This is a genomic window from Chryseobacterium aquifrigidense, from assembly GCF_006716485.1.
Classification (GTDB): Bacteria; Bacteroidota; Bacteroidia; order Flavobacteriales; family Weeksellaceae; genus Chryseobacterium; species Chryseobacterium vietnamense.
The window spans coordinates 989,505-1,008,992 of the sequence record NZ_VFPD01000001.1; the positions used below are offsets into that span (position 1 = coordinate 989,505).

The 19,488-nt window shown below is 35.3% G+C and carries 20 protein-coding genes; 6 read left to right on the forward strand and 14 right to left on the reverse strand.

Annotated features, from left to right (window positions below; all coding sequences use genetic code 11):
- Positions 1 to 151 precede the first annotated feature (151 nt).
- Complete coding sequence (locus FB551_RS04365; RefSeq protein WP_142015423.1) at positions 152 to 841, reverse strand: HAD family hydrolase; 690 nt, start codon at positions 839 to 841, stop codon at positions 152 to 154.
- Positions 842 to 918: 77 nt separating this feature from the next.
- Here FB551_RS04365 and FB551_RS04370 point away from each other — a divergent pair, with 77 nt between their 5' ends.
- Positions 919 to 1,482 (forward strand): Crp/Fnr family transcriptional regulator, encoded by a 564-nt coding sequence (locus tag FB551_RS04370; RefSeq protein WP_142015424.1) that lies wholly within the window; start codon positions 919 to 921, stop codon positions 1,480 to 1,482.
- A 328-nt stretch (positions 1,483 to 1,810) separates the two neighbouring features.
- Positions 1,811 to 2,314, forward strand: coding sequence for a GNAT family N-acetyltransferase (locus tag FB551_RS04375; RefSeq protein WP_142015428.1), 504 nt, complete (start codon positions 1,811 to 1,813; stop codon positions 2,312 to 2,314).
- A 121-nt stretch (positions 2,315 to 2,435) separates the two neighbouring features.
- Here FB551_RS04375 and FB551_RS04380 read toward each other — a convergent pair whose 3' ends face one another.
- From FB551_RS04380 to FB551_RS04425, 10 genes are all read right to left on the reverse strand, one after another.
- A complete protein-coding gene (locus tag FB551_RS04380) occupies positions 2,436 to 2,924 on the reverse strand; it encodes a hypothetical protein (protein WP_142015431.1) in 489 nt (162 codons plus the stop codon).
- A gap of 100 nt (positions 2,925 to 3,024) precedes the next feature.
- On the reverse strand, positions 3,025 to 4,386 hold the full coding sequence (locus tag FB551_RS04385; protein WP_047431260.1) for an MATE family efflux transporter: 1,362 nt from the start codon (positions 4,384 to 4,386) through the stop codon (positions 3,025 to 3,027).
- A gap of 100 nt (positions 4,387 to 4,486) precedes the next feature.
- On the reverse strand, positions 4,487 to 5,671 hold the full coding sequence (locus tag FB551_RS04390; protein ID WP_047431258.1) for a sigma-54-dependent transcriptional regulator: 1,185 nt from the start codon (positions 5,669 to 5,671) through the stop codon (positions 4,487 to 4,489).
- A 56-nt stretch (positions 5,672 to 5,727) separates the two neighbouring features.
- A complete protein-coding gene (locus tag FB551_RS04395; RefSeq protein ID WP_142015433.1) occupies positions 5,728 to 6,387 on the reverse strand; it encodes a YggS family pyridoxal phosphate-dependent enzyme in 660 nt (219 codons plus the stop codon).
- Between the two features lie 74 nt (positions 6,388 to 6,461).
- On the reverse strand, positions 6,462 to 7,331 hold the full coding sequence (locus FB551_RS04400) for a polysaccharide deacetylase family protein (RefSeq protein WP_047431256.1): 870 nt from the start codon (positions 7,329 to 7,331) through the stop codon (positions 6,462 to 6,464).
- 296 nt (positions 7,332 to 7,627) lie between these two features.
- On the reverse strand, positions 7,628 to 8,356 hold the full coding sequence (locus FB551_RS04405; protein ID WP_142015436.1) for a DUF72 domain-containing protein: 729 nt from the start codon (positions 8,354 to 8,356) through the stop codon (positions 7,628 to 7,630).
- A 4-nt stretch (positions 8,357 to 8,360) separates the two neighbouring features.
- Entirely contained in the window at positions 8,361 to 11,222 is a 2,862-nt protein-coding gene (locus FB551_RS04410; RefSeq protein ID WP_142015438.1) for a heavy metal translocating P-type ATPase, read from the reverse strand.
- Positions 11,223 to 11,443: 221 nt separating this feature from the next.
- On the reverse strand, positions 11,444 to 12,004 hold the full coding sequence (locus FB551_RS04415; RefSeq protein WP_142015441.1) for a helix-turn-helix domain-containing protein: 561 nt from the start codon (positions 12,002 to 12,004) through the stop codon (positions 11,444 to 11,446).
- Positions 12,001 to 12,396, reverse strand: coding sequence for an acyl-CoA thioesterase (locus tag FB551_RS04420; protein ID WP_034696721.1), 396 nt, complete (start codon positions 12,394 to 12,396; stop codon positions 12,001 to 12,003). Before FB551_RS04420 ends, FB551_RS04415 begins: the two co-directional genes overlap by 4 nt.
- 95 nt (positions 12,397 to 12,491) lie before the next feature.
- A complete protein-coding gene (locus tag FB551_RS04425; RefSeq protein WP_142015444.1) occupies positions 12,492 to 12,905 on the reverse strand; it encodes a DUF6157 family protein in 414 nt (137 codons plus the stop codon).
- 367 nt (positions 12,906 to 13,272) lie between these two features.
- Between FB551_RS04425 and FB551_RS04430 the strand changes: the two genes are divergently transcribed.
- Positions 13,273 to 13,623: an RNA recognition motif domain-containing protein gene (locus FB551_RS04430; RefSeq protein WP_034696719.1), complete on the forward strand. Its 351-nt coding sequence runs from the start codon at positions 13,273 to 13,275 to the stop codon at positions 13,621 to 13,623.
- A 137-nt stretch (positions 13,624 to 13,760) separates the two neighbouring features.
- The gene (locus FB551_RS04435) at positions 13,761 to 14,513 is read left to right on the forward strand and encodes a hypothetical protein (protein WP_052186976.1); all 753 of its coding nucleotides are present in this window, start codon (positions 13,761 to 13,763) and stop codon (positions 14,511 to 14,513) included.
- Between the two features lie 62 nt (positions 14,514 to 14,575).
- Here FB551_RS04435 and FB551_RS04440 read toward each other — a convergent pair whose 3' ends face one another.
- The 3 genes from FB551_RS04440 to FB551_RS04450 are packed head-to-tail and all read right to left on the reverse strand — an operon-like array spanning position 14,576 to position 17,493.
- Positions 14,576 to 16,360: a DUF4153 domain-containing protein gene (locus tag FB551_RS04440; protein WP_142015447.1), complete on the reverse strand. Its 1,785-nt coding sequence runs from the start codon at positions 16,358 to 16,360 to the stop codon at positions 14,576 to 14,578.
- A 24-nt stretch (positions 16,361 to 16,384) separates the two neighbouring features.
- Complete coding sequence (locus FB551_RS04445) at positions 16,385 to 16,882, reverse strand: BlaI/MecI/CopY family transcriptional regulator (RefSeq protein WP_047431243.1); 498 nt, start codon at positions 16,880 to 16,882, stop codon at positions 16,385 to 16,387.
- Positions 16,883 to 16,890: 8 nt separating this feature from the next.
- Positions 16,891 to 17,493, reverse strand: coding sequence for a phosphatase PAP2 family protein (locus FB551_RS04450; protein WP_142015449.1), 603 nt, complete (start codon positions 17,491 to 17,493; stop codon positions 16,891 to 16,893).
- A 202-nt stretch (positions 17,494 to 17,695) separates the two neighbouring features.
- On the opposite strand from FB551_RS04450, the gene FB551_RS04455 reads away from it, so the two are divergent.
- On the forward strand, positions 17,696 to 18,124 hold the full coding sequence (locus tag FB551_RS04455) for an NIPSNAP family protein (protein ID WP_047431236.1): 429 nt from the start codon (positions 17,696 to 17,698) through the stop codon (positions 18,122 to 18,124).
- A gap of 317 nt (positions 18,125 to 18,441) precedes the next feature.
- On the forward strand, positions 18,442 to 19,443 hold the full coding sequence (gene pdhA / locus FB551_RS04460; protein ID WP_047431233.1) for a pyruvate dehydrogenase (acetyl-transferring) E1 component subunit alpha: 1,002 nt from the start codon (positions 18,442 to 18,444) through the stop codon (positions 19,441 to 19,443).
- Positions 19,444 to 19,488 lie beyond the last annotated feature (45 nt).

Below are 19,488 nucleotides of genomic sequence, written 5' to 3' on the forward strand. Positions count from 1 at the left end.
AAGAGACTGTTTATAGGAAACAGTCTCTTTTTTTGATTTAAAAATATAATAAGGAAGTAAAGATGTTTATTAAAAGCTTTAAGATACAAATACTTAAAGCGAAGCTCTTCTTCATAATCTTATCAGCTTAATAAACCTTTGGTTTACATTATTAAAGATGTTTTAAGATTTCATCAACACTTTTAAGTTCCATAAAATTCGGATGCTCCAGGTTTACATCATGCTGCTCATGACTCCAGGTTACGTGATAAGGAATATGAGCTGCAAATCCCCCAATTTCTAATACAGGTAATACATCAGATTTGATAGAATTTCCAAGCATCAGAAAATTTTCAGGTTGGCAGTCCAGATGTTTTAAAAGCTTTTTGTAATCATGTTCTTTTTTATCACTCATAATCTCAATGTGATGAAAATAATCCTGTAATCCCGAATTTTTCAGTTTACGTTCCTGATCGAGAAGATCCCCTTTTGTTGCAACAACCAGCCTGTATTTTCCCTTTAAACTCTCAAGAGTTTCCATGACTCCAGCCAGCAGTTCAATAGGTTTCTGAAGAAGCTCCTGACCCAGTTGAATGGTTTTGTTTACTAATTCCAATGAAGCGGTATTATTAGATACTCTACTGATGGTCTCAATCATACACAGCATAAATCCTTTTACTCCATAGCCGTACAGATGGAGATTCTGCATTTCTGTTGTAAACAATTCCTGTGACACCGAATGCTGGGGAAGATAATCTTCAAGAAGCATACAGAATTCTTTCTCTGCCTCTTGGAAATAGGGTTCATTGATCCAAAGTGTGTCATCTGCATCAAAAGCAATGGTAGTAATATGATTATTCATTTTTGTTTTGTAATTTTCTTTCCGCAAAATTCAATATAAAAACTCAATAACAAAAGGACATTTGTCCCGGGTGAAATATGTTAAGAACAAATCATACATTTTTAAACTATCTCGATGAGCTGTATGAAAAGCAGAATGATAGTGATGATATCACACTAAAAGCTTTTTCTGCAGGAGATAAAGTATTAATACAGGATCATCAGCTTTCTCATGTTATGCTGATTAAAGAAGGTATTGTCAAATGTTATTTTGTTGAAGAGAACGGAAAAGAATACATTGTAGAATTTCTTGGAAGTGGTGAAGTAATAGGAGAGGTAGAACTTATTAAGAATATAAATTGTTTATGCAGTATTGAAGCGCTCACGGAAGTTATAGTATACGCCGTAAAGATTTCTTCTTTTAAATCTTTGATTAAAAATGATCTTGTACTGAACAATCTTCTTTTAGAATCTTTTGCAGAACGGATTATTAATACATCCAGCAGGGCATCCTATCAACAACTCTATACAGTAGAACATACTTTAAAACAATTGCTGCAAATGCAGTCTAAACAGAATATTCAGATTTCCAAAGATGATATGGCAGCGTATCTAGGAATTGCGGTGAGAAGTCTAAATAGAATTTTAAAAGATTTGAAATAATTTTGTTAAATATGCCAATGAAATCACGGGTAGTTTTCTCGCAGATTGAGGAGATTGCGCAGATTTTTCCATAACAATCTGTAAAGTTTGTATAATCTGCGAGCAAGAAAATCATTAGAATTCAATTTTATCGGAGATAAAATCCTTGCGTCTTAAAAATATTCCAGATTTCAATTTTATTCCGTCTTTGCGTGTTGTAAAAAAAATAATAGTGTTTTTAGGGGTGTGTTGCTTTAAATATAAAAATATAATAAATTATACATGTTTTTACGGGGGTATTTTTTAAAATTTAGTATTTTTGCGTGAGAATAAGTTGAATCCAATATTCATGGAAAAATTAAAGTTCAGAAATGCTGAGTTGGCTGATTTAAATAAAATCGTAGCCATATATAACTCAACCATTGCTTCAAGAATGGTCACTGCAGATATGGAAGAAGTTTCTGTAGAAAGCAAACTGACGTGGTTTGAAGAACACAATCCTCAGACAAGACCTCTTTGGATAGTTGAAGATGACAAGGAGCAAACCGTTGGCTGGGTAAGTTTCAGTTCATTCCATGAAAGAGCAGCCTATAATGGTACGGTAGAAGTGAGCATTTATCTGGACGAAACCTCCAGAGGAAAAGGGTATGGAAAAACTATTCTTCAGTATTGCATTGATAACGCTGGAAAGTTTGGAGTAAAAAACCTTGTAGCACTTATTTTCCTTCATAATGAACCAAGTTTAAAACTGTTCAGACACTTTGGATTTGAAGATTGGGGAAGTCTTCCTAATGTAGCGATTCTGGATGGTGTTGAAAGAAGTTTGAAGATCTTAGGGAAGAGGATAGATTAAATTGAACAGAAATCATCTTGTGTCTTTTTGTGAATTTAATTTGTGTTTAGAAAATATGAATAGTTCTGTTGTAAATTAATGAATATAAAAAAGGCTGTCTCAAATATTGAAACAGCTTTTTTTATTCCTCATAATACATAGTAATAATTTTATTTCTCCATTTTTTTATTTGATTTAAAATTTCATCTAAGTCTTTTTTAGGGTCTAGGGCAATAATACCATTGTACACGGGGTAATCATGAATATTTAAATTATAATAACTTAAAGCTTTTTGGGGTGATTCCAGATCATTTTTTATGTATTTTGCCAGAACAAAAATTAAGGAAATATCTGGATCGGAATAGTAAAGTTGTGTGCTATCTTCTTCATTAACTAGTTTATAGTCTGTTATTACTGCTTTTAAATAATGTTCAAAAGAAAGAATTGCAAGATTATATATGGATTCATGTTCATATTTTTCATCCATAGTTCCCCACCAGTCGATACTAAGTTCACTACCCCTTAAATAGTGTATAGCTTCCTTGAGCCCCTTAATAATAGTTTCTAATCTTCCGAAGCTAAAATCATAATTCAGAGCATCGTTTCGAAGGTATTCTTTAGTTAAATCCATAGTTGACTTATATTTTCATAATTACTAAACTAGAATAATAAAGTTAAATAAAAAACGCAGAGTTGTTGAGCTCTGCGTTAATATTTTTGATTTTTATTTTTTATGAATTCTGCTTAATTCTTTTCGCAGACATATTCAGGAATCGTTTCACCAGGAAAACAGCGGAGACCGTTAATCCCAGTCCAAGTGCGATCCACATTCCGAATGCACCCATCTCCAAAGTAACACAGAAGAAATATCCTAAAGGAATCGTAATGACCCAATAGGCAATGAAGGTGTAAATAGATGGAATTTTCACATCCTGTAATCCTCTAAGCATTCCTAATGCGGTTACTTGAATTCCGTCAGAAAGCTGGAAGAGTGCTGCAATAATCATGAGTTTTGAAGCCAGCATAATCACTTCCACTTCTTCTTTTTTCGTGAAGAAAGTAGGGAGTATATTTCTTCCTAAAATAAATACCAATCCACAGATGCACATGAAAATAAAGGCTATCTTCAGATTGTTGATTCCTACCTTTCTAAGTTCCACAAAATTCTGTTCACCCACTTTTCTACCGATCATTACCGTAGAAGCAACACTAAACCCAACACATAAGTTAAAGGTGAAAGAAGCCATACTTAAGGCGATCTGGTGGGATGCAATATCATGTGCAGAAATCAATCCGCAGATAAATGCAGCTCCTGCAAAAGCGGTTACTTCAAAGAACATCTGTAAAGCTGTAGGCAATCCCAGTTTCACCATTTTATCAAACATTTGTTTGGAGAAATCCTTGATTTTTAAAGAGAAATCTTTGATATAACGTCTTGTTTTTTCTTCTTTCACCAAGACAAAATAAAGGAAAACCACCATGAAAATTCTGGAAATCAACGTTGCCAAAGCAGAGCCCTGTACTCCCATCGCGGGAATTCCCCAAAGTCCTTTGATAAAGACATAGTTTAAGGCAATATTGATGATATTGGCAATAATAGTTGCTTTGGTAACTCCAATGGTATAGGACAAACCTTCAGAAACTTCACGAAGGGTCTGAAATGCCATAAATGGGATCATGCTGACTACCATGATACTTAAGAAACCTACCGTATCAGGAATAATCTTGGCCGGCTGCCCGGAGTGATAGAGTAGCGGCATCCCCAAAAGGAGAATGACCATCAGAATTACCCCAACAGACATGTTGATGATAAACCCATGGCTGAAAACAGAGTTAATTGTCGCATGATCCTCTCTTGAATGTGCTTCCGAAACCAATGGCGGGATGGCAAATGAAAAGCCCAGTGCTAATACAAATATGGAGAAAAACACCGCATTCCCTAATGAAACGGATGCCAACGCATCAGCACCCAATAGTTTTCCGACAATAATATTATCGAATAAGTTTACCGAAACCTGCCCCACCTGGGTAAGCATCACAGGCAGAGCCAAAGTCAGGCATTCTTTTGTATAGTTTTTGTTTAAAAAGTTCATAATATTTTAAGATTCATATAGTTTATAATTCAAATTGGGTCAAAAAAAAATTTGCAGTGGTAACACTGCAAATTTTTATAATATAGTAAATAATAGGCTATTATTTCCTTACAAAACTTGCAACGTCACCTTCAGAAACTGTGTTTCCACCAAGAATAATCAACCTCTCGACAACATTCCTTAATTCTCTGATATTTCCAGTCCATGAAAGTGCTTTTAAAGCATCAATAGCTTTATCATCAAACTTTTTCGTAGAAGTACCATGCTCATCAGCAATCATTCCTGAAAAGTGCTCAACCAATAATTTGATATCTTCTTTTCTTTCATCCAACGGCGGAACATAGATTTCAATAACAGAAAGTCTGTGATAAAGGTCTTCTCTGAATTTTCCTTCCTCAATTTCTTTCTGCATGTTTTTATTGGTTGCTGCAATTACTCTCACATCAACTTTAATTTCTTTATCACTTCCCACAGGAGAAACCTTACTTTCCTGTAGTGCCCTCAATACTTTAGCCTGAGCAATAAGGCTCATATCTCCAATCTCATCAAGGAAGATAGTACCACCATTGGCCTGCTCAAATTTTCCCTGCTTATCTTTAATAGCACCTGTAAAAGATCCTTTTACGTGTCCGAAAAGTTCAGACTCAATAAGTTCAGACGGAATAGCAGCACAGTTTACCTCTATCATAGGACCTCTTGCACGGTCACTCTGATTATGGATAGCATGAGCTACCAGCTCTTTTCCTGCACCGTTCGGCCCTGTAATCAGAACTCTGGCGTCGGAAGCAGCTACCTTTTCAATCATATCCTGAATCTTTTGAAGAGCAGGAGAGGTACCAATCATCTGGTATTTTTTACTTACTTTTCTCTTTAAGGTTTTATTTTCAGTCTGGAGATTTTTGTTTTCTTTCTTCAGGGTCTCTTTCACCAATGCATTTTTCACACTTGTAATCAATCTGTTGATATCAATTGGCTTGGAGATAAAATCATATGCGCCCTCTTTCAAACAGGAAACAGCGGAATCAATATCTGCGTGTCCTGAGATCATGATAAAAGTAGTTTCTGGTTTTAATGCAAGACTTTGTTTCAAAAGCTCTGTTCCTGAAAGCTTAGGCATTTTGATATCAGAAATCACCAATGCGAAATCTTCTTTTTCTACCTGTTTGTAACCTTCAAGGCCGTCTTCGGCAATAACAAATTCATAATCGGTTAGTTCATCCGAAAGAATACTGTGAAGTACCCCCGAGATTGCTTTTTCGTCTTCTACTATAAGGATTTTTTGCATAGTTGCAAATTTAAATTTTTTGTTTCAATTATTAGCAAAAACTGTACCTAAATATTCTATTTTGAGTAGTCTCTTCTTCCAAAAATGGCAGATCCAACCCTCACAGAGTTAGCCCCACACTCGATTGCTATCGGGAAATCATCACTCATTCCCATTGATAAAGTATTTAATGTTTTTGATTGATTTAATTCATCAAAAAGCTTCTTCAGTGTTAAAAATTCATTTCTAACCTGCTGCTCATCATCGGTGAATGTTGCCATTCCCATCAGGCCGGTAATTTCAACATGCGGAAACTTACCTTCAATAGATTGTTGGAAAAGATCTTTTGCTTCGGAAATTTCAAGCCCGAACTTGCTTTCTTCAGCTGCAATTTTTACCTGCAGAAGAACTTTAATGATTCTGTTATTCTTTCCTGCTTCTTTATTGATCTCTGTTAATAATTTTTCTGAATCCACACTTTGTATGGTATCTATAAAAGAAGCAATGTACTTCACTTTGTTGGTCTGTAAGTGACCAATCAGATGCCATTGGATATCCTGAGGAAGAAGAGGGGCTTTTTCCATCAGTTCCTGTACTTTATTTTCTCCAAAAACCTTTTGCCCGAGATCATATACTTCCTCTATTGCAGAAGCCGGATGTGTTTTTGAAACAGCAACCAGCTGAACATTGGATGGCAGCTGGTCTTTTATAGTTTTATAATTTTCTTTAATACTCATAGATGCAAATTTCCGAAAATTCCCCGACAGTTGCCAGTTATGAATACATTTTACATGACACTTTTATGGTAAAATTAATTCAGAACCTCATTGATCTTTGGATACTGAGAGATTTTTCTGAACACAAATTTGTTGCTCTTCTGCAGTTTTTCAATAAACATATCCAGTTCATTGATAGAGTCTGCATCTCTCAGATACTGGTCGTGGGTAAGGAATACCAGGTGTCTCGAAGTTTTTTCAAGATCGTTTAAGAAAATACTGTCTACTTTCTTGATCATGGCTTCATGACTTCCTTTTAGAGTCATTTTCTGAGAAGGTCTCCATTCAAGATCCCAGCCAATTACTTTGTAGCCGGCTTTTTTAAGGCCATCTGCTGCTACAGTGGAACTTTTGATATCTGTTACATTAATATTGTTGAGTCTCCAGATATTTCTTCCGGGAGTTCTTGCTATTTTATCGGTAAGCTTCAGGCTGTCTTTGGCGATATCAAAATCATGAACTACAGCTTGTGCATTCTTATAAAAATCTGTGTATTTATTGTGAGCATGAGAAAAACTGTGATTGGCCAGTTCTACAAGAGGATTTTGCTTAAGCAGGAGCAGGTCATCTTTTTGTTTTTTACTTCCATAAGCATGTTTACCCACCAGAAAGGCAGTTGCACAAACATTTCTTTTGTCCAGGATTTTTAAAAGGTTTTCTGTTCCCTGATTAGGGCCGTCATCAAAAGTAAGGTAGATCACTCTTTTATCCGGGTCTACGTTTTCATCATCCATATGATTGGGGATTATTTCTGCGGAAGGATGTTCCTGTGAACTGACGACGGGGTCATTATTCACTTCATTTTTGAAATTGCAGCTGTTCAATAAAGCCGAAGTTGCACTCATCAATGCAACCATCCCAAGAAAAGTCATATTTTTTGACTTTCCCGCAAAAATTTTTTTCATAAAGATAATGGAATTTAAATTGTTAAAAATCGTTAAAAATAACAAGTGAAAATTAACAAATTATATGCCAAGCTGTGCAGTGTTTTTTCTTTTTAAGTTTATTTTAAGAACTTTATTATAAGACAGATTTTCATTGATTGATGGATAGTAAATTTATGATTTGTTTTTCTTTATTATTTAACATTTATAAATGCGAAACTAATAGTTTTCTTCTATATATATTGGTGTTTTGATATTCCTCATGGAATGGGGAATTATTTTATTTTAACAAAAAGTATGAAACTTTTATAAAATCGTTATTTTAAAATGCTTTTTAAATACAGAGAATTTTTAATAGCTGCAGTTCCCCAGGTATTATTGAAGAAGATAAATGAGGTTTGCTTACTATCTTTAATCTTTTCAGCCAGTGACTCCATAAAATCTTTGCTATACTCTGATTTATAAAGAACGGGCTTCCCATGAAGTCTGTAATAGAGTATTTCCGCATGGTTAATAATAAGGTCTTCGGGAAGATTGCCGGGAAAACTTACACCTGAGAAAACAATATTGTGCTTTTTTAAAAACTCAAATATTTCTTTTTGCCACCATGAACTGTGACGGAATTCAATGACGTTCAGAAATCCATGATCAATATTGTTGATGATCCGTTCTATATTCTCTGTTGTATTGGTAAAGGAAGGAGGAAGCTGATATAGAAATCCGGAAAGTTTATCCTTCAGGCCGTTTTGAATATGATTGCAGAATAGAGCAATCTCGTCTCTGGAATTTTCAAGCCTGTTTTGATGCGTGATGGATTTTGGAATTTTAATGAAGAATCTGAAATCATCAGGTGTTTCATCATGCCACTTCAATAATGTTTTTGAGGTCGGTTTTCTATAAAAAGTAGAATTGATTTCTACCGCATTGAATGTTTTTGAGTATAAAGAAAGAAAATCTTTACTTTGGGCATTTTCAGGATATAAAGACCCTTTCCAGTCGTTATTGTAAAATCCCGAGCACCCTATGTAAAGATTTTCTTTTGTCATGTTGTTATTTTATATCCAGATCTACAGAGTTTAATCTTAGTGAATTCAGTATCACAGACAGGGAACTGAAGCTCATTGCTGCAGCCGCAATCATTGGTGATAACAGAACTCCGAAAAATGGATACAATAATCCTGCCGCAACCGGAACTCCCAGAACATTATAGATGAATGCGAAGAACAAATTCTCTTTAATGTTTTTGAGAAGCTTTTCACTAAGTAATTTAGCTTTGGCTACCCCTAAGATATCTCCTTTTAATAAGGTGATCTCAGCACTTTCAATGGCAACATCCGTTCCTGTTCCCATGGCAATTCCAACATCAGATTGTGCAAGGGCAGGAGAGTCATTGATTCCGTCTCCAGTCATAGCAACGATCTTGCCTTGCTGCTGTAGTTTTTTTACTTCGTTCAGTTTATCTTCAGGAAGACAATTGGCTTTGAAATGTTTGATTCCTAACTCATCAGCTACGGCTTTGGCTGTATGCTCGTTATCCCCGGTCATCATGATGACATCTATCCCTTCGCTCATCAGTTGTTTTACCGCTTTTTTAGAGCTTTCTTTGATTTTATCTGTAAAGCTTACGAATCCCAGCACCTGCTGATCCTGTGCGATATACGAAATCGTATGGGCTTTCGACTGAACTTCTACTGCTTTCTGTTTTAAGTTCTCAGGAATCACAATCTGATGTGAGGTCAATAGACTTTCATTTCCCAGATAAGCTGTCTTGCCATTGATATTTCCTTTCACTCCTTTTCCGGATATATTTTCAAACTGATCTACTTTTTCCGCCGTCAGATTTTCTTCTTTTGCTCTTTTTATGACAGCATTGGAAAGCGGATGTTCAGAATTTTGATTCAGAGAAAAAGCCAGTTTTAAAATCTGATGCTGATCTCCGTTTATTGTTTCAATATGCTCTACTGAAGGTTTCCCTTCTGTTAAAGTTCCTGTTTTATCTGTAATCAGAACATTTACTTTATTCATCTGTTCAAGAGCTTCGGCATTTTTGATAAGGATTCCGTTTTTGGCACCTTTCCCTATTCCTACCATTAAAGACATTGGAGTTGCCAGCCCAAGAGCACAAGGACAAGCTACAATTAAAACTGCTACAGCATTTACAAATGCAAATAAGGTTCTTTTTCCTTCCGGACCGAAAAACTGCCACAGGATGAAAGTAAGGACTGCAATAAGAATGACTACAGGAACAAATACTTTTGAAACCTTATCTGTAAGTTTCTGGATGGGAGCTTTGCTTCGGCTGGCTTCATTAACCATTTTAATGATTTGGGAAAGAAGGGTTTCGTCACCTACTTTTTCCGCTTTCATAATGAATACCTGATTACCGTTGATGGTTCCGGAAGATACTTTATCATCTACATTTTTTTCAACAGGAACAGGTTCTCCGGTAATCATACTTTCATCTACGATAGAATTTCCCTCGGTAATTTTTCCGTCCACAGGAATTTTTTCGCCTGGTTTTACTTTTAATAAGTCGCCTATTTTCACCTGAGAAAGCAGGACTTTCTTTTCTTCGCCATTTATCATAAGATTGGCTTCATCCGGTGAAAGGTTCATTAATTCTTTAATGGCATTTCCTGTTTTTTTATGAGCCGCAGCTTCCATCAGCTGACCTAAAATGACAAGAGTTAAAATCACACAGACCGCCTCAAAATACAATGGGATTTCATGGTTGTGACCACGAATTTCATGCGGAATAATGTCCGGGAAAATTAATGCTACAATACTGAAAATAAAGGCCGCAGCCACTCCCAGTGCAATAAGGCTGAACATATTGAGATTCCATGTTTTGAAGGAAACCCATCCTCTTTTCAACAGAAACCAGCCTGAATAAAACATCACCGGAAGTGTTAAAGCAAGTTCAATAAATCCCTGAATCTGATGAGAGAAAGGGAAGTTGATCAACATTCCTCCCATTGAAAGGATGAAAACCGGAATAGTAAACACCAGTGAAGTAATGAATTTTCTTTTTAATATAGTATAGGTTTCATCTTCATCATCATCAGCGCTGTCGGGCATTCTTACGAGATCCATTCCGCAGATCGGACAGTCTCCCGGTTCATCACGAATGATTTCCGGGTGCATAGGGCAGGTATATTTTGCGGTTTTCTTTTCAGGGTATTTTACAAGATCCATTCCGCAAACCGGACATCCCACATTGGAATCGTAGGTTTTATCGCCTTCACAATACATCGGGCAATAATATCTGCCTGCCATTTCATCAGTTACTTTAGGCGTTTCATGACTATGGCTGTGATGGTGATCATGATGGCTGTGAGAATGAGAGTGATGCTGGTGTAAATTTGCTTTTTGGGCAAGTTCTTCCGTGATTGGTTCTAAATCCATATGACAGACAGGGCAACTGCCTTTCTCATCATATACTTTGTCGCCTTCACAAAACATCGGACAATAATGCTTCCCGATACTATTTTTAAAGCTTTCAGGAAGGTTGGATGATGAGTAGGTTGGTTTGTGATTAGGATCTTTAGCCAGCTTTTCTTCAATAGGAACCAGATACATTTTGCAGACAGGACATCTTTCACCTTGTTTGAAATATACTTTATCTCCTTCACATTCCATTGGACAATAGTATACTGAAGACGGAGATACGCGGTCCTGAGGTTTTACAAAGGCTGTTTCAGGATGATTTGGATCTTCAAGTCTGTATTTTCCTATTTCTGCCAGTGCGTCATTTAATATTGAAAGTTTCACTTCATGATCCGAAGTGATGGTTGCGGTATGGGTTTCCAGATTGACATCGGCTTTAACACCGTCAACACTGTTCAGTTGATTTGAAATTTTTTTCTGGCAGCCGGAACAGGTCATTCCGAGTATTTTATACTGTTGTTCCATGATTCTTAAATTTATAGTACAAATTTCCAAAATGGAAAACTAAGGTTGTTATAAATTTAAGGATAATAGTTATAAAATTAAGTTGGAGGGTGAAGGTGTTAGTGAGTGGGAGAGTATAAGAGTAAGAGGGTTTGAGAGTTGTAGGGTGTGAGCGTTTGAGAGTTTGTAATTGAAATAGGAATATTTAACTCCTTTACCTCTAAACGCTCAAATACTCAAATTTATAGATTGTCAAGCGCTTTGCGATGGTGTTCTTTGAGTTTTTTGAATTCAGTAGGCGTGAATCCTGTTATATTCCGGAACTGGGAAGAAAGGTGTTGTACACTTTTATAACCTAGTTTTCCTGCAATTTCAGTAAGATTGAATTCATTATATAAAAGGAGCTCTTTGACTTTTTCAATTTTCTGAAGAATGAAGAATTGCTCCAATGTAATATTTTCGTTTTGAGAAAATGTCTTGGAAAGAGCGCTGTAATCTTTGTGAAGTTTCGAACTTAAAAATTCGGAAAGCAGGAAGTCTTCCGGGATATCAAGATCGCTTATTTTGATAATGATCAGGTTTTTAATTTTTTCTACTGTCTGATGAGCTGAATCCATAATCCTTTCAAAGCCTGTATCAAGCAGCTCTTTTTCTATAATCTGCATTTTTTCAGAAGATACTTCAGCTTCTGTTTCCACTTCCCCCAATAAGACATTCGTTGTCTCTACCTCTGCATTGCGGAAAATATTTTCTACTGCCGCAATACATCTGTTGCAGACCATATTTTTTATAAAGATCTTCATAGGCTGTTATTTAACCTGTCTTTTACGAATTCTATCTGGGTTTTGCCGTGAGGAGCAGGATTGCCTTCTTCGTTAAGATTTACCATTACAATTCTTTCTACCGTAATAATGGTTTGATGGGTCATTTTGTTTCTTACATCACATCTTAAAGTAATAGAAGAAGATCCGAAATGAGTAGCTTCAATTCCTATTTCTATAATATCTCCTTGCTTGGCTGAGCTGACAAAGTTGATTTCAGAAATAAATTTTGTTACTACTTTGGTATTTTCCAACTGAATGATAGCATAAAGAGCCGCTTCTTCATCTATCCATTGAAGGAGTCTTCCTCCGAAAAGTGAATGATTGGGGTTTAAGTCTTCGGGTTTTACCCATTTTCTGGTATGGTAGTTCATCTTTTAATAATTTGCAGTACAAATTTAGTGTTAAAAGCTGATCTTTTCAAAAGAATAGTATTTATTGATCTGAAAAGAATCATTCATTTTCTCAATCATTTTCTTTTGGAACGCATGGCTTTGGTTTTTGCGATTGAAGAATCATTCAGCAATGTCTGATATTGTTCACTTTCTATGGCAACCAGAGCAACTTTTCCTTCCTTGTTATGATGGAATCCAAATCCATATTTCTTTGCTAGAGGAGAACATCGGAGGCAGGGTTGACCCTTCGAAAAGAATTTTTGCCTTTCATTCTCTTTTTCGTTTTCTGAAATATCATTTTTAATAGCATAGCATTCAAAAATAATGTCATCGGATGAATATTGATAAGGACTTTTTATAAGTTTCTCATATTGGAGATTGGCAAGTGTTTTTTCTTTCTTTTCAGGAGGAATCTGTGCCTGGAAAGCCGGACAGTCTTCAGCAATTTCAATGAATGTATTGGTATAATTTGTGGTGTATGTTTTCATATTTTGTTTCAGGATTTAAAATTTTATGAAAAATAAGTTGGTAATGAAGTTGATAAACAGAATGTCGTGTGCCATATTAACTTGATTTTGAGGAATAAGCGTTGGCATTTGTTTTCAATCTTTAACTAATTTTATAATAAAATATGATTTTGTTTAATTGATTGGTATTCATTCTGTTACAGTTGTTTTGCGTGCTTTTTTTATATTGAGATTCAACATAATGTGAGAAATATTTAAAAAAAGCTTTGATTTGAAATTTTTAATTGTATCTTGCATACGTTTATATTTGGAATCAATATTTGTTCATTAATTTATGTTGTTTTTCTTTTATATACCAAATTTTTATTAATTTTTTAATTTATTTAAAATGAACATTTTTGTTTCAAACATCAATTACGCAACTAAAGAGTATGAGTTGCACGATCTATTCGCAGAATTTGGGGATGTATCATCAGCTAAAATCGTTACAGACAGAGAAACTGGTCGTTCCAGAGGTTTCGGTTTTGTAGAAATGGGTGATGAAGAAGGAAAGCAAGCTATTGAAGCTCTTAACCAAAAAGAATTCAACGGAAAAACTCTAAACGTATCTGAAGCTAAGCCAAGAGAAGAGAAGCCAAGAAGAAGCTTCGATAACAACAGAGGTGGAGGTTATGGTAACAACAACAATAGAGGCGGAGGCTATGGTAACAACCGTGGCGGAGGCGGAAATCGTTGGTAAAAAATATGAAGCGGCTTTTAAGCCGCTTTTTTTATGGAATTTAATTTCCAGTAAATCATTTAATTATAAACTGGGTTGGAATAGGATGATGTTTTGGCATAATTTTAGAAATTATCAATCAATCAAAAATAATTATAATGAAAAAACATTTATTAGCACTAATGATGGTGTTTGGTGGATTATTAATCAATGCACAAAACATTTATACCGGTCAGAACATTGAGCAAAACAGAAAATACTGGGCAAGTAACAACCGATACTATTTAACTTTTCAAAATGATGGTAATCTGGTTTTATATAACAGAGCCGGAGTTGCCATGTGGGATACAGGAACAAATAACAAAGGAGTAAGAGCTGTTTTTCAGGATGACGGGAACTTAGTAGTGTATACTCCCGGAAATGGAGTAGCTTTTAGTTCTAACACTAATGGTAGAAGAGCTGAAAGATTAACCATTCAGGATGATGGGAATCTTGTTATTTATAACGGTAACAATCCGCTATGGGCTTCAAAAAGCGATTTGAAAAATAGTGGAAGAGACAATGGTTTTGGCCGTGGGAATGGAAATATAAGTACAGGGTACAAATTCCGTAAAGGAACAAAAGTGTTCTCTCCTAATGGCAGCTATTATCTGACATTCCAAAATGACGGAAATCTTGTTTTATCCTACGATAACGGAGATTCTATCTGGGCATCCGGAACAGATAATAAAGGAAGCAGAGCTGAATTCCAGTCAGATGGAAATCTGGTTGTTTATGATTCTTATAATAAAGCAGTTTGGAGCTCAAATACTTCCCGCAGAGGAGCCAACAAACTTTCTGTACAAAATGACGGAAACTTAGTTGTCTATAGCGATTATACTCCATTATGGAGTTCAGGAACTAATAGATAACAACCTATTTAGATAAAACTAAAAGAGACTATCCACAAGGTAGTCTCTTTTTATTTAAATGCTTATTTTAATCTGATAAGGATGTAAACATTTTCGTAATAAATACTCGGCGTGTCATTTTCTGAGTATTTCTCCCTTGTGATTTCACTGAAAATAAGCTTAACATGGTATTTGCCCAAATCTGATTCCATAGCAATTTCAGGAACTTTTACGTTTCCGGTTTTGTTTTTATTTTCCTCAAATAATTTAATAATCTGTGGCCCGAAATCTATTTTTTCCTGAGAATTTAAACTTAGTTTTAATGAGGATTTTTCTGTCAGATCGTCTGTCAGTTCAAACTGGTCATTATTCACTTTTTGAGACTCTCTGCTATACCGATGGAAAGAAATTAAATACTGATAATTCCCCAGTTCTACCGCCTGTTCTTCACGAACAAGAGCGAGTCTGTTCATTTCATATGCTCTGTTTTTTACCGTCACATCCACGTTTGCAAACTTATTCTGAATGCTATAATTGATACTGTAAAAGGTGCCTTTTTCAATATTATCAGCTAATTCAGTCTGATCTTTTTCGTTCAGCAGAGCTGATAGAAATTCACCTTGCTTTCTTTCAGCCAGAAATTCAAATTTATCAGCAATTTCATTACGGACAGTATCAGTAACTTTTTTCTGAAAATTAATCTTGCCTGCACTCATTAGCTGATGCTGGTTTAAAATATTCATCAATTCTGTTTTCTGACTTCTCTTAGCCACACTGAATGCATTAAGGTAAGGGAAAATTAAGGCAAAAGCTCCAAATAAAAATAAGCTGACCGGAATGAACTTTATCGTAGCTTTTTTGCTGAAAATAAAATATACAACAATGCTTAACAGCCATAGAGCGAGCAGGAGAACGAAATACCTTGGTTCTGTATAGCCATACGCTAAAATTCTGGTAAAAATAGCGGTGAAAAGCAAAATAATCAAAGGAGCAATTGTATAATAGAATGCTTTTGAAAATATCCTGACCCAGGATTTTGCGTTTTCTTCTTTCAGCGGATGAACCAGAAGCAGTGCAAGAATACCCACAATGCTATAAGCTAAAACAAGGTAAGAGACCCAGCCTCTTGGAAGCTGCCAATTGATTAATATTTTAACAGAATAGAAATAAAGAATCGTTACATAGATAAGGAGTAACGGAATTAATATAAACTGAGTAAAAAACTTCAGAACAACGGGATAAGTTCCATCTTTTTCAAGGTTATTTAAGCCTTTATCATTAAATAAAAGGAAAATAAAACTGCTCCCCAAAATAGCAAGGACAAAGAATGTATCTCTGTAAATCCTGTCATGGAAGTTAAAGTCAAAAAGTTTATCAACCGCTAAGATGGCTAATTCCACACCACCTGTCAAAACTCCTGTAAATACGGCAGTGAGAAAAATATTGATAAAAAGATTTTTGTTGTACTGCCAGAATCTGAGCTCCCTGTCTTTCTCCAGGAAAGGAACAAATGATACCAGTAAGTGAGAGAGTAGAGCAGTAACAGCAATGATATAAGCATACACTTCCGTAAAGCTGTTTTTTTTATCAGGCAGGACACAATAAAAACCTATAAGGAAAATTATACCGGATACGTGTAGGAGTAATTCTTTCCCGATTCTCTGTGACAGCATTTTTAATGCAAACATCAGAGAAATTCCGAGACATGAACAAATAGTGAATTTAATATAAGAAGTAATTTCACTGCGCTCTGTTTCCACAATACATATGGCACCAATAGCAGCTAATAAAGCCATTGCCAAAACCATAGGATATCGGAAAATGACTTCATTGGCCCGGCTTAGAGTTTCCTGGAATTTTGTTTTCATGATTTGGTGTTTTTGGGATTTAGATTAATCTTTTTTCTTTTTTTTCTTTTTGTCCTTGTCTTTTTCTTTCTCCTTATCCTTTCCCTTTGTTTTTTTCTCTTTTTTCGGACTTAAAATTTCTTCAGCAAATTCAAACTTAGGTTCTTCGATTTTGGCTGGCTTTATTTCGATTTTAAGATCAAAATAACCTTTCATATCTTCCTGGGAGATTAATTTTTCACTTAACAGGAGCTCCAGGATTTCCTTCCCTGAATTATTAAAAAAGTTGTGCGAAAGCTCTTTTAACAGGAATTTTTTATACCCATCTAAAGGAACAAGCACGCTGTATTTGAAGATTCTTCCTTCTTTTACAGTAGATAGATAGCCCTTTTCAACTAATATTTTCAAATAAGTAGAAACCGTGTTCTGGTGTGGTTTCGGTTCCGGATGCTGCTCCATAACGTCCTTCAGATAGAAAGATTCCATTTTCCAAAACAGCTTCATAAAGTTTTCTTCTGCGGCAGTAAGATGATTTATTTTCATAGAGTATTCTAATGTTGAAATTGAATATTGCAATAAAGATAGATAAAAGATACCAGAAATGCTATTCCAGCCCCCATAAATACTTCTTTTATGGTGTGCCTTTTTAAAATAATACGGGTGATTCCAACCAAAATAGCGATGCCCAGCCACCCAAGACCCATTTTCCAGTCAAACGAGAAAAAAAGTGCTGCCACAAATACATTGAACGCCGTATGCATCGAGCTTTTGATAAAAAGATTGCTGATCTGAAGAGCGAAAAGAAGTACCAGAATAAACAGCATGACAAGATCAATATATCCGTTTCTGATGTAATTAAAAAGAAGATACGCGATCACACAGACTGCAATAAATATGTATAAGGTTTTCCTTTGAACACGGTTGGAAACATCCATATTGGTATATCTTCCCGTCTTTACATTCCATACCAGCCATATCACAACCGGAATGATGATCATTAATAATACAGGAAGAAAATATAAGATAGAATCTTTAAGAGAATATTCCCTGATACTCATATAGACAAAAAATAGGATCAGAGAGACCAATGGATTAAAAAAATCAGAAATGACTTTTGAAATTTTGTGCAGTAATGAAGATTGTTTTTCTTCCATAATCAAATTTAAAAATCAAATATACTATTATAACCTCAAACATCAAATGAAAACCACGAGAAGGAATCGTTGATTCAATGGGTAAGCGGGTGGGTTGTCAGGTGTTTTTTTGAGGGGATTAAATATTTTTTCTTATACACATGCATATTAAATTTTGCGGGAAATGCTTAGTTTTAATTGATCAGTTTTAATCATCATTATAATGAAGCATCTATTCACATTCTTATTGATATTATCAGGCTCTTTGGCTTTTGGTCAAAAGGTTTCCACTGAAAATATTTCTATGCTACCACCTATCCATCAATTAAGAATCTATGAAATTCCCAAAGAGAATAAGCTGGTTTTTCTGGATCGTTTCCGGGATCATGCGCTCAGAATAATGAAGAAATATGGATTTACCATTGTGGCGATCTGGGAATCGGAATCTAAAGATAAAACAGAATTTGTTTATCTGCTTGAGTGGAAAGATGAAGCTACTATGAAAAAATCCTGGGAAAGATTTATGGCCGATAAGGAATGGAAGGAAATTAAAGCCAAAACCGCAAAGCAATATGGGAATTTCGTTAATGAAATTGAAGACAGAACCCTCAAACTTACAGATTTTTCCCCGGAAAAGAAGCTGTTGAAATAACCAAAAGGTATATTAACAATAATTAAAGAGGAATGAAATAGAAGAACAAAATGTAATGAATTTCAATATCTCAGAATCATATATTTTTTCAGAAAAGCATTATGGGTAGGGTGATTTCATGGATTTGACAGGAAGAATATAAAGGATAAAACGCAGCTTTGTCATTCTTCCAAGGGGTCGGAAATTAAGAATAATCCATACAGCCCGCAAATAGATTTTGCAGAAAAATCGAAAAGTTATGTATGTATAGAATAAAAACAAAGTTTTTTTCATAATTTTGCTCAACTATTTCATCATAAAAAAGCAAGAGCTAACACATGAAAGAATTTTCTAAAGAGGTATACCTGAAGTGGTATGAAGATATGACAATGTGGAGAAGGTTTGAAGACAAATGCCGTTCTCTTTACCTAAAACAAAAGATCAGAGGATTTTTACATTTGTATAACGGTCAGGAAGCTATCCCTGCCGGTTTTACACATGCAATGGATCTTACAAAGGATAGTATGATTACTGCTTACAGATGTCACATCCATCCAATGGCGATGGGAGTAGATCCTAAAAGAATCATGGCAGAACTTTGTGGTAAAGCTACAGGAACATCCGGAGGTATGGGTGGATCTATGCACATTTTCAGTAAAGAACACCGTTTTTACGGAGGACATGGTATCGTTGGAGGACAAATTCCATTAGGTGCAGGTATTGCTTTTGCAGATAAATATTTCGACAGAAAAGCAGTAAACATCTGTTTCTTTGGTGATGGTGCTGCAAGACAAGGTTCTTTACATGAAACCTTCAACATGGCAATGAACTGGAAACTTCCTGTAGTATTTGTTGTAGAAAACAACCAATATGCAATGGGAACTTCTGTAAAAAGAACGGCCAACCACGAAGATATCTATAAATTAGGATTAGGATACGAAATGCCTTGCCTTGCTGTTGATGCAATGGATCCTGAAAAAGTGGCAGAAGCTGCTTACGAAGCTATTGAAAGAGCAAGAAGAGGAGACGGACCTACTTTCATTGAAGCAAGAACTTACCGTTACAGAGGACACTCTATGTCTGATGCTGAGCCATACAGATCTAAAGAAGAAGTTGCTCTTCATAAAAATGACGACCCAATCGAATTGATAAAACATAGAATTTTAGAAAACGGATGGGCTACAGAAGCAGAATTGGAAGTGATGGATAACAAGTCCAGAGACTTTGTTGAAGAGTGTATCGAATTTATGGAAAACTCTCCGTACCCGGATACAGAAAAAATCTATGAGTATGTATATGCTCAGGAAGATTATCCATTCCTAGACAAATTAGAAAACTAAAAGATAATGAGTTAATTTGACAATTTGAGAATTTGAAAATGTGAT